The organism is Haloferax sulfurifontis, from assembly GCF_014635105.1.
Taxonomy (GTDB): domain Archaea; phylum Halobacteriota; class Halobacteria; order Halobacteriales; family Haloferacaceae; genus Haloferax; species Haloferax denitrificans.
In genome coordinates, this window is record NZ_BMCI01000011.1 from 19769 (window position 1) to 28272 (window position 8504).

The 8504-nt window shown below is 62.5% G+C and carries 13 protein-coding genes; 6 read left to right on the forward strand and 7 right to left on the reverse strand.

Annotated features, from left to right (window positions below):
• Positions 1-46 precede the first annotated feature (46 nt).
• The 4 genes from IEV64_RS19420 to IEV64_RS19435 all read right to left on the reverse strand — a co-directional run bounded on the left by IEV64_RS19420 (position 47) and on the right by IEV64_RS19435 (position 2739).
• Positions 47-1888 carry a transposase gene (locus tag IEV64_RS19420; RefSeq protein ID WP_007273961.1) on the reverse strand — a complete coding sequence of 614 codons (1842 nt, stop codon included), beginning with the start codon at positions 1886-1888 and terminating at the stop codon, positions 47-49.
• Between the two features lie 73 nt (positions 1889-1961).
• Positions 1962-2099: a hypothetical protein gene (locus IEV64_RS19425; protein WP_161618813.1), complete on the reverse strand. Its 138-nt coding sequence runs from the start codon at positions 2097-2099 to the stop codon at positions 1962-1964.
• A complete protein-coding gene (locus IEV64_RS19430) occupies positions 2096-2479 on the reverse strand; it encodes a DUF7718 family protein (protein WP_007273960.1) in 384 nt (127 codons plus the stop codon). Before IEV64_RS19430 ends, IEV64_RS19425 begins: the two co-directional genes overlap by 4 nt.
• Positions 2476-2739, reverse strand: coding sequence for a helix-turn-helix domain-containing protein (locus IEV64_RS19435; RefSeq protein WP_229722762.1), 264 nt, complete (start codon positions 2737-2739; stop codon positions 2476-2478). The genes IEV64_RS19430 and IEV64_RS19435 overlap by 4 nt, the downstream gene beginning before the upstream one ends.
• Positions 2740-2924: 185 nt before the next feature.
• On the opposite strand from IEV64_RS19435, the gene IEV64_RS19440 reads away from it, so the two are divergent.
• Genes IEV64_RS19440 through IEV64_RS19460 form a run of 6 tightly spaced genes read left to right on the forward strand, consistent with a single transcriptional unit; the run spans position 2925 to position 6217 of the window.
• Positions 2925-3167, forward strand: coding sequence for a hypothetical protein (locus tag IEV64_RS19440; RefSeq protein ID WP_007273958.1), 243 nt, complete (start codon positions 2925-2927; stop codon positions 3165-3167).
• Positions 3164-3577 carry a hypothetical protein gene (locus tag IEV64_RS19445; RefSeq protein ID WP_007273957.1) on the forward strand — a complete coding sequence of 138 codons (414 nt, stop codon included), beginning with the start codon at positions 3164-3166 and terminating at the stop codon, positions 3575-3577. The genes IEV64_RS19440 and IEV64_RS19445 overlap by 4 nt, the downstream gene beginning before the upstream one ends.
• Positions 3567-3698, forward strand: coding sequence for a hypothetical protein (locus IEV64_RS20020; RefSeq protein WP_007273956.1), 132 nt, complete (start codon positions 3567-3569; stop codon positions 3696-3698). The genes IEV64_RS19445 and IEV64_RS20020 overlap by 11 nt, the downstream gene beginning before the upstream one ends.
• Positions 3699-3711: 13 nt before the next feature.
• Positions 3712-4572 (forward strand): hypothetical protein, encoded by an 861-nt coding sequence (locus tag IEV64_RS19450; RefSeq protein WP_007273955.1) that lies wholly within the window; start codon positions 3712-3714, stop codon positions 4570-4572.
• Positions 4569-5309: a DUF8168 family protein gene (locus IEV64_RS19455; RefSeq protein WP_007273954.1), complete on the forward strand. Its 741-nt coding sequence runs from the start codon at positions 4569-4571 to the stop codon at positions 5307-5309. The genes IEV64_RS19450 and IEV64_RS19455 overlap by 4 nt, the downstream gene beginning before the upstream one ends.
• The gene (locus IEV64_RS19460) at positions 5306-6217 is read left to right on the forward strand and encodes a hypothetical protein (RefSeq protein WP_007273953.1); all 912 of its coding nucleotides are present in this window, start codon (positions 5306-5308) and stop codon (positions 6215-6217) included. The genes IEV64_RS19455 and IEV64_RS19460 overlap by 4 nt, the downstream gene beginning before the upstream one ends.
• 86 nt (positions 6218-6303) lie before the next feature.
• On the opposite strand, the gene IEV64_RS19465 is transcribed toward IEV64_RS19460, so the two are convergent.
• Genes IEV64_RS19465 through IEV64_RS19475 form a run of 3 tightly spaced genes read right to left on the reverse strand, consistent with a single transcriptional unit; the run spans position 6304 to position 8467 of the window.
• On the reverse strand, positions 6304-6990 hold the full coding sequence (locus IEV64_RS19465) for a homing endonuclease associated repeat-containing protein (RefSeq protein WP_007273952.1): 687 nt from the start codon (positions 6988-6990) through the stop codon (positions 6304-6306).
• Complete coding sequence (locus IEV64_RS19470) at positions 6987-7328, reverse strand: hypothetical protein (RefSeq protein ID WP_007273951.1); 342 nt, start codon at positions 7326-7328, stop codon at positions 6987-6989. Before IEV64_RS19470 ends, IEV64_RS19465 begins: the two co-directional genes overlap by 4 nt.
• 17 nt (positions 7329-7345) lie before the next feature.
• Positions 7346-8467, reverse strand: coding sequence for a helix-turn-helix domain-containing protein (locus IEV64_RS19475; protein ID WP_007273950.1), 1122 nt, complete (start codon positions 8465-8467; stop codon positions 7346-7348).
• Positions 8468-8504 lie beyond the last annotated feature (37 nt).

Below are 8504 nucleotides of genomic sequence, written 5' to 3' on the forward strand. Positions count from 1 at the left end.
TTTCGCGTGTGAAACTGAAACGACTTCTCAACGCGCCCCGGCCCTGCTAAAATAACTCACCGAATACTTGTCTGGTTTCTGGTGGTTCGGTCGGGATGTCGAGGTCGTACGGGTCGTCCTCGATGGCCTGCATCAGCCGCCCCGCCGTGAACTGTTTGCCCTCGCTCAGGTCCACATCGAGTTCGTCCGCCCGCCGAATATTCGCTACCGTCCAGATGTTGTAGAGATGTGCCGCGAAGTTGAAGTAGAACGTCCGAACCACCGAATCCGGCGATGCCGACTTCGAGAGGAACTCCTCTTTGAGGACACGAAAGCCCGTTTCGATGCCCCAACGTCGCCGGTAGTCGCTGGCGAGTTCCTCCGGCGGCACCTCGCTCGGATCGATGTTCGTATAAAAGTACGTGTAGTCGTCCATCGGCTTCTCAGGCTTCGACTTGCGGAGTTTGGACTTCTTCTCGGACTTCACGCCGACCGCGTGGTAGTTGTCTTCGTCGAGGTCGCCGACGCCGTACGGGATGTACGACGACTCCATGTCCAGCCACCCCATCCCGTTCAAGAAATGCTTGATGTCAGAGCCGGACTTCCGGCCCTGCATCACCAACTCCAGCCCGAACTCGTTCACCGTCGAGATGGTGTCGGAGTTGTAGAACTCGGTGCCAGCGTCCAAGTAGACACGGTGAAGGTCGAGATACTGGTTTGCGAACCGGAGAAGCCGCCGGACGTACTGCGGAGCCTCCGACCGCTTCCTGACGGGAAGAACGAGTAGGATGAACGGCGTGTCCGTCCCAACGAGCGAGAGCGTGATGTACTTCCACGCTCTCGCGTAGTTCCGTCCCGGCTTCGTCCCGCGAACGTACTCGTCCGAGTCCGGGTCGCCGTAGTACGGCCAGTCCGTGATGTCGATGGCGACCTCTGCCCGGTCGGGGAAGTAGTCGTGGTCGGCGGCGATCTCGAAGAGCGGCTCGTTCGCCTCCATGAACATCTGCGTGATCTGCTCCCGCGTAGACTTCCGAATGTGGTAGATGAGCGTCTGTCCCGTGGGAATCTCCGACCCGTCGTACCACGGTTTGAGGTCGAGGTTCTCCGCCGCGTCGTTGACGAAGGCGTTGCCGTTCGCAGCGGCCACCAACACGCGCATCGCCGCGTCCTTCGAGACGCTCGTACTGGCGTCGCGCTTCAGCCGGATGTACTTGAACGTCTCCGAGCGCAGCTCGCGTACGAGCGTCTGGACCGGCGGAACGCCCTCGCCATCGGGTGCGATGGTGTCGGGCGTCGGGTTCCGCACCCAGTCCTCGTACTTTGTGTCCTGCCACTGGCGCACGAGCGTCTCGGTCTCACTCGCCAAGTAGTAGCGGCGCTCCTTGTCCATGCGTCCGGGCATCCGGTTCAGCGTGGATTGGCTCACCGAGTTCTCGATGTCGAGGGCGTCGCGGACGCGGGCCATGCCGATCCGGTCGGCGACGCGGTACTCGGGGAGTGGCGAGAGGTCCATGTACAGGTACACGCGCGTCGCTTCCTCGCCGTCGAGGTTCCGCGTGAGGTCGGCGTTGTCTCCTTTGTCCCAGTAGTGCGGAAACAGCCGTGTCTCGCCGATAGTCGCGGCGATAGGGTCAAAGATGTCTGCACCCGGCTCTCCCGTGAGGGAGTTCCGTTCCGTCCGCCACCGAACGCGGGATGCGCTATCGGCCAGCGCCTCCCACAGCGGCGGGATTTCGTAGTCTGCCGGGTTTCGGGTCGGGAGTTCCATGTAGCCCCACGGGTCGTCTGCTGGGCTGTCCGGGAGCTTCCGACGGGCCGCTCTGTAGCCCTTTCCGATTTCTGCCCTCTCTTCGCGTCGCCTGTTGATTTCGCCCTCCGTTTCGGGGTCGCGGTTCGCGTCTTTGTCCACACGCCCCGATGTCACTCATCCCCGATAAATCATGCCAGTCAACGCTACTATCGGCCCAAGAAGAAACTCAGAATCACTCGCCGCCGTCAGCGACCGGGCGCTTCCGGTAGTCGTCGGGGTCGCCACCAAGGTCTTCGGCGAGCGCGTCACGTAGCTCTTCGCCCTGTTTCTCCACCGCGTCTTGGAATTCTTCGAGTTCTTCGTCGGTCATCGGTTCCTCCTGATGTCGTGCCATTCCTCGAACCTCTTGATGTACCTTTCGCCGTGCTGGGTCAAGTGTTCTTCGGCGCTCGTGAGCGCGTCGTTCGCGGGCATCGGTGGGAAGATTTCCGGCGACCGAATCTTCTCGCCGTCCCGGTAGACGTCCATGTGGACGCCCTCGACAGTCACGTCATGGTCCTGTTCGCCCTCGGGGTCGTGGTCGAAGCGAACAACCTCCCGCCACCCGTCGTCAAATCGGTACTCCAGCTGAACCACGAACCGCGTCACCATCCCGTGGTCGTGGCTGTAGCCGATTCGACGCCGAACACGGAACTCCAGCGGTGTCGTGAACTCCCGGTCATAGTCTCGGGGACTGTCCTCGCCCCTCATTCATTTCCCTCAACCACATGCCAAACGAGTGCGCCACCAACTTTTCGACTCTCGACGCGGTTTTCGTCTTGCAGTTTTTTCAGCTTCTTGTACGCGGTGTCACGCGCACAACCGACTTCCTCAGCAACATCACTTGTTCCAGCCAATCCACCGAGTTCACGTATTGCTCTGAGCATCGCCTCTGCGGAGTACGTGTCGGTATATTGACCGCTCTCTTCATCGCGGTCTTTTCCGGGCATATCGTATTCTACATCGCCCATTATTCAAGTGGCTATTGGAGTCCGGACCTCATAAAACCATTAGTTGGTGAACGAATGGAAAGGCTTATACCATTATTCGATTAACTAATGGGTGTGGAAGCCCGGTCCCTTGGGACGTGACCCTTCGAGGAAACGTCCGAGTGGTTGGAACACTCGGACTGGGTTCCCCAGCAATTGAAGAACCCATGTCGAACGACGAACCCAGCGGTCAAAACGGCAACGGTAACGGTCTGCCTTCGGGCATCAGCAACCTCGCCTACAGCATCGAGGAAGCCCTTCACGAGGCAGAAACGAACGGTCTCCCCCGGCACGATGTCGCCGATCTCCTCGAACGCCTCGCTGAGTCGGTGCGGCAGGGCTACACCGAGATTCCCGAACACCGTGGATCGTGGTGGGAAGAAACGCACGATGAGGGGGGTGACGAATGACTTCGCGCCGTCAGTTCCTCGGGGCCGCCGCCGCTGTCTGGGGACTCCCGCACGGCGACCAACTCCGCCTCTACACCGACACGCCGCCGTCCGATATCAGAGACGGTGAGGGCGAGAAAGAGTTCCCGCGAGAAGTGCGTCACGAAGGTTTCTCCGGGTCGCTCACAGCCGAGAACTACAGTGATGAGGTGAACGTCTCCGTCGAGATGTACCCCAGTCAGACGGAGATTCCGGTTGCGCTGGAGGTGTTCTTCGGTGCCATCAACATGGGTGCGGCGATGGAGCCGGACGAAGCTCGCAAGGTCGGACAGTCGCTCATCGACGCCGCCAACGAGGTCGAAGAGTGGCGTGAATCCCACTGGGATGACCACATGATGAACCAATACGGCGGAGGTTCAGATGGCGAGTAACGCCCGCGTGACGGCTCGTATCGTCCGCACAGACGGTGGCGAGACCTACAAAGAGTACCGAGTCGGTGCGGTCGCCTACGGCTCCATCGAGGCGCTGGAGGCCGCGCTCGAAGCACGCTGAAACCCAAACACAAATGAAGACATCTGAATTCCGCGACGTGTTTGTCCGCATCCGCTCGGACCTACTCGTCATCGACGACAGCATCATGACCGACCGCCATCACGCCTCCAACGGCAACTACGAGGACAACGACCCGCAGAACCAGATCGGCGGCATCATCCCCGCGTTCAGCCTCTCGGGCTGGCTTCGCCACGGGATGGAGAAGGCCGTCCACGAACGCGACGGTACCGCCTGTCACCCCGGCGAAGCCAACGCCAACTTCCGCAAGGACGGCGTGTACTCGCGCGACCTCGACGCCGGGTATCACCCGAAAGGCGACTGCCTCGAAGACGAAGACGGCGACGGGTGCGTGATTCACGACCTCTTCGGCGGCTTCGGCAATCGCCCCGGCAAGGTGATGCGGCGGCCCATCAAGTTCTCGCCCGTCCGCTCCAGCGTGGACTACACGCGCGGACAGGCCGAAGGCCACTACCGCCGCCTGAACCGAAACATCGTCTCTCGCAACCGCGAGGACAACCGTGAACCGCTTCGGAACACCGAGGTAGACGCTGTAGCGAACCTCGACGGCGCGTGGCACCTCTCCTTTCGAGAGCCCAAACCCGAGTTCATCGCCCTGCTCGCTGAGGGCATCGACTACCTCGACGCCCACCAGACCGACTTCATGCACCAGCTGGGTGGCGCTCGGAACTTCGGCGGCGGGATCGTGGACTGCGAACTCGTGAACCCGCTCTACAACGAGACCGAACTCCGGCGAGTCTTCGACCGGGGCAAGGGCAACACGAAGAAGATGGACGCGAAAGACGACGAGTGGGCCGACGAGTACCTCCCCGAGTTCCAGTCGGCGCTCGCTGAGCGCGTGGAGGACGCCTCATGAGCGACGCGATGCTCACTGCGTACCGCCACGACGCCCACAAGTTCACTGGCGAGAGCCACGAGGACGCCCGCGAGGAGTTCGCTGGCGTTCCCGTGAACCAGTCGGTGCCTGAGGGCGCGGACGGCGATGCGGCGGCGCTCTCGCGTCCGCTGGACGTGCAGAAGCAGACTGTCCCGACGCACGCAGACCACTACCGGCTGTCCCTGCTCACCGGGGAGACGGTCTACGACCCGGAGACGTTCACGCGGACGACCATCGAGAGTGAAGTATCGAACCTCATCGCCACCGAGGACGCACAGGCCGCCCACGAGCGGTGGCTGGCGTCCGACGTGGCCGCCGCGTTCAGCGAAACAGTGTATCACCCGTACACTTCGCTGAAGTTCCACACGCTCCTCGTGGCGGCCCTGCTTGACAATTACCGCGACGGGCACGAGTTCGCCGACCTCCGGCTCATCGTGGACCCGGTGGGTGAGGTCGTCCCGTTCCGCACCGTCTTCGACGGCGATGAGTTCGCGCTCCGCATCGACATCGAGGACGGCGGGCGTCCCTCTGCCCGGCTCGGGAGTCGCCCGTGGCGGTCGTGGGCGTCGGCGTGGAACCGCCTGACGGCGCACCCGCTCGATACCGACCACGACAAGTACGACATGACGCTCGATGCGAACCTACGGCGGATGTGGTCGTGGAGTACCGCCCTCCAGTACATCGAGGACTTCGCCGCGTGGAGGCCCGACCGATGACGCGCATCCAGCAGGTCCTCTGGGAACTGCGGATGGACTACATCGGCCACCCCTACTACGTGAGCGGGAACGCCATCCTGCACGCTCTCGGCCAGCACCTCGATCCCGAGACGCACGCGGCGGTGTCGGCCAGTCACGGGGTGTTCGTGCCCGGTCAGTTCGGGACGTTCCCCGAGGAACACTCCCAGTCGGGCATTCGCCCGTACCTCGGGAGTGGCCTGCCAGACGTGGAGGCGTACGACGACCTGTTCCTTCAGCGGCAGGCGTCACATTCGTGGATGCTGGATACCCGCGCTCGGGACGCACTGAACACGCACGATCTCCGCGTTCACGGCGGCCACCCCGTGCTGGCTCACGAGACCATCATGGGGCGGCGGCCCGACCAACGCAAGGACCGCCAGACGACGAAGTGGTACGTTCACGCCTACCTGCACGCCGATGACCCGACGGTACTCCCGCTCGGCGAGGACGTGCTGGAGGGCATCCAGTTCGGCGGTAAGCGCAACTACGGCTACGGCGAGGTCGCGCTGAAAGACACCCAGATGGTGGACCTCGATGAACTGGACTACTCGCGGCTCGAAGGCGCGGAGACGTACCTCATCGAGTTGGTGACACCGTTCGTCCTCGAATCGGAGTACCCGGACACGAACGACCGGCCTGTCCCGTGGTGGTGGGCGGAGAACCGCGACGACCTGCGGCTCCGTGAGGAGAAAATCCTCGAACAGCGTGAGGTGTTCCGCCTTCAGACGGTTGACCACGGACAGGTCGTGAAGTACCTCGGAGACCGCCCGGTGGAGACTGCGAAGAACGGCCTCACGCGGGTCGGCTCACACTCCCGATACGGCTTCGGCGAACTCCGGGTGAAGCCGCTCGGTGAACAGTATCAGGAATCAGAGAAGAAGGACTGATTACGCTCGTGAGTAAATTCGAGAATGACGATGAATCGCCCGACAAATATTCGCGGTGCAGACTGAATAAAGAAATCGTATTACCATCAACTGTTATAGACGTTGTATGAATGCGGCCCACGATGTCTCATGTCGCGAATTTTGACCGACGCGGTCGGTCCCCTGCCGCCGTAGTTCGCGAACTCTCGAAGCTCCTCGATGAGTGTCCGGCGGTCAAAATCAGCCAGTTGGCTGTCGCGAGAGAGTCCGAGTTCGCGGAGCGCGCTTTTCCAGCCCCCGAACCGCCGTTGATAGACTGTCGTCCCGTACCGGCCGCGCTCGTCCATCTCGTCGCGCGTCGGGACGCGGCCCAACTCCCGCGTCAAATCGGCGAGTGCTTCGAGCAGATCGTCATCGTCGGGCGCGTCGATGTTCGAGCCGGGGTTCGCATCGAATCCTGCCGCGCGGACGGCCTCGTTCCACGTCCCGAAGCGGTCTTGGAACGTCCAGACGTGCGGCAGGTCCTCCGCGTCATTCACGTCGCCGACAGTGGGGACGCGGTCGAGGTCGTCGGCAAGGTCCCGAATCATCTCCGTGAGGTCGTCTTCGGTGAGCGGGCCAGCTCGAAATCCGGCCGCTTCGAGCGCCTCGTTCCAACTCCCAAACCGGCGCGTGTACGTCTGTGTACTTGGCGTCGCGGGGTGGGCTTGGTTCTCCGCCGCCGTGGGTTTCGACCCGAGTGTCTCGGCGAGGTTCTGGAGTGCCCGAATCAGGTCCTCGTCGGTGTACTTCATGTGCTCTCAGCCTCCTTGAGTTCCATCGCACCCTCGGAAACCGCATCGACAATTTCCGACAGGTGGGCATAGCGTGGGCCATCGACCCCCGTCGTCGTCAAGCACGCGACCCAACTTAGCTCTCCAAGAGTGTTCGTGACGGGGTGAAAGCCCTCGAATTGAAAGTGCCGGCGGTTCTTCGGAACCGACTCGAAAACCCGGCCCTCGGAGGCGAGAACGGTCCCCGTCCCGATGGAGCGCTGACGTCCGTCGACGATGATGCGAATCTCTTCCGCGAGGACGTCCGTCCCGGTCGTACCGATGTCGTAGTCGTCGAGAGTAACTTCTGCGAGTGTCATGGCAGTTGTCTGGCGAGTTAGTGTAGCGGCTTCACGAGTTCGACCGTGCGCTCGGCGGTCGCGAGCTTCTTGTCAAAGATGCGGGCGAAGACCGTCCCGACCTGCGACTTCGAGATGTCGAGCGCGTCGGCCGTCGCGCTGTGGCTCAGACCGGACTCTTTGAGCGCGTAGACCTCGGCTTCCTGTTGGGACAGCATCGTGTGCTCGGCGAGGAAGTTCGCCCGGCAGTGGTTGCACAGCGTGTCCTTGCGGTCGGGCGCGAAGTTGTTCGTCGGGCGCTGGTCGACGTAGACGCCGGCGTCGTGCTCCGGGAACGCGCCGCACTCGTCACACGTCGCGAGCGCGTCGTCGAGCAGGTCGTACTCGGCCCCGAAGTCGCCCGTGTGGTTCGCGTAGACCCACTCGCGCAGAGCGGAGTCGTACTGGTCGCGACGACCGCCCGTCTCGTAGAGTTGCTTCGACATCGACCACGTCTCGCGGCGCTCGTCGACGAGCGTGTCACTCTCGACGTGCCGGGCCTCGGAGTCGACGATGATGGCGTCGCGGTCCTCGTCGGTCATGTCGTCGGGGATGGCGCAGTACGTCCGCGTGATTTTGAGCGTCCCCTTGTCGCCCGTGACGGTCGCGATGGCCTCGGCGTTGTAGTTGAACGGTTGCTTGTACCCGAGGTCGTGGCGGATGCGCCACGCAACGTCGACGTCGCCCGCCGAGTCCTCCGGCTCGGCCTTCTGGATGAACACGCCGTCAGCGGTGCTCAGGGCGTTCACGGCCTGTTGCTTGCCGTAGCCGGTGAGCTTGCGCCCCCCGAACGACTTGAACTGGCGGTCGTGAGTCCCGCCGAGAATCGACGACAGACTGTTGAGCACGTGTTCGTCCGCGTCGATGTCGTTGCGAATCTCTTTGGCGACGTCGTTCCAGAGGTGCCCGCCGTCGAGCACGACCAGCGTCGACTCGTCTTCGGCGACGGTCTGCGAAGCATCCTCGCGAATCTCGGCGACGTAGTGCGAGAGGTCGTCCTGCGCGGCGGTGAGGACGGCGTCGACAACTGCGGTCGTGGTGTTGTGCATCTCGGCGAACTCCGCGACGACGTCGGCGTTGATGGGGTGGCTGTCGTTCGAACCGTTGTGGCTTTCTTCCATACAACAACATTTGTTGCACCCATAATAAGTGTTCCGA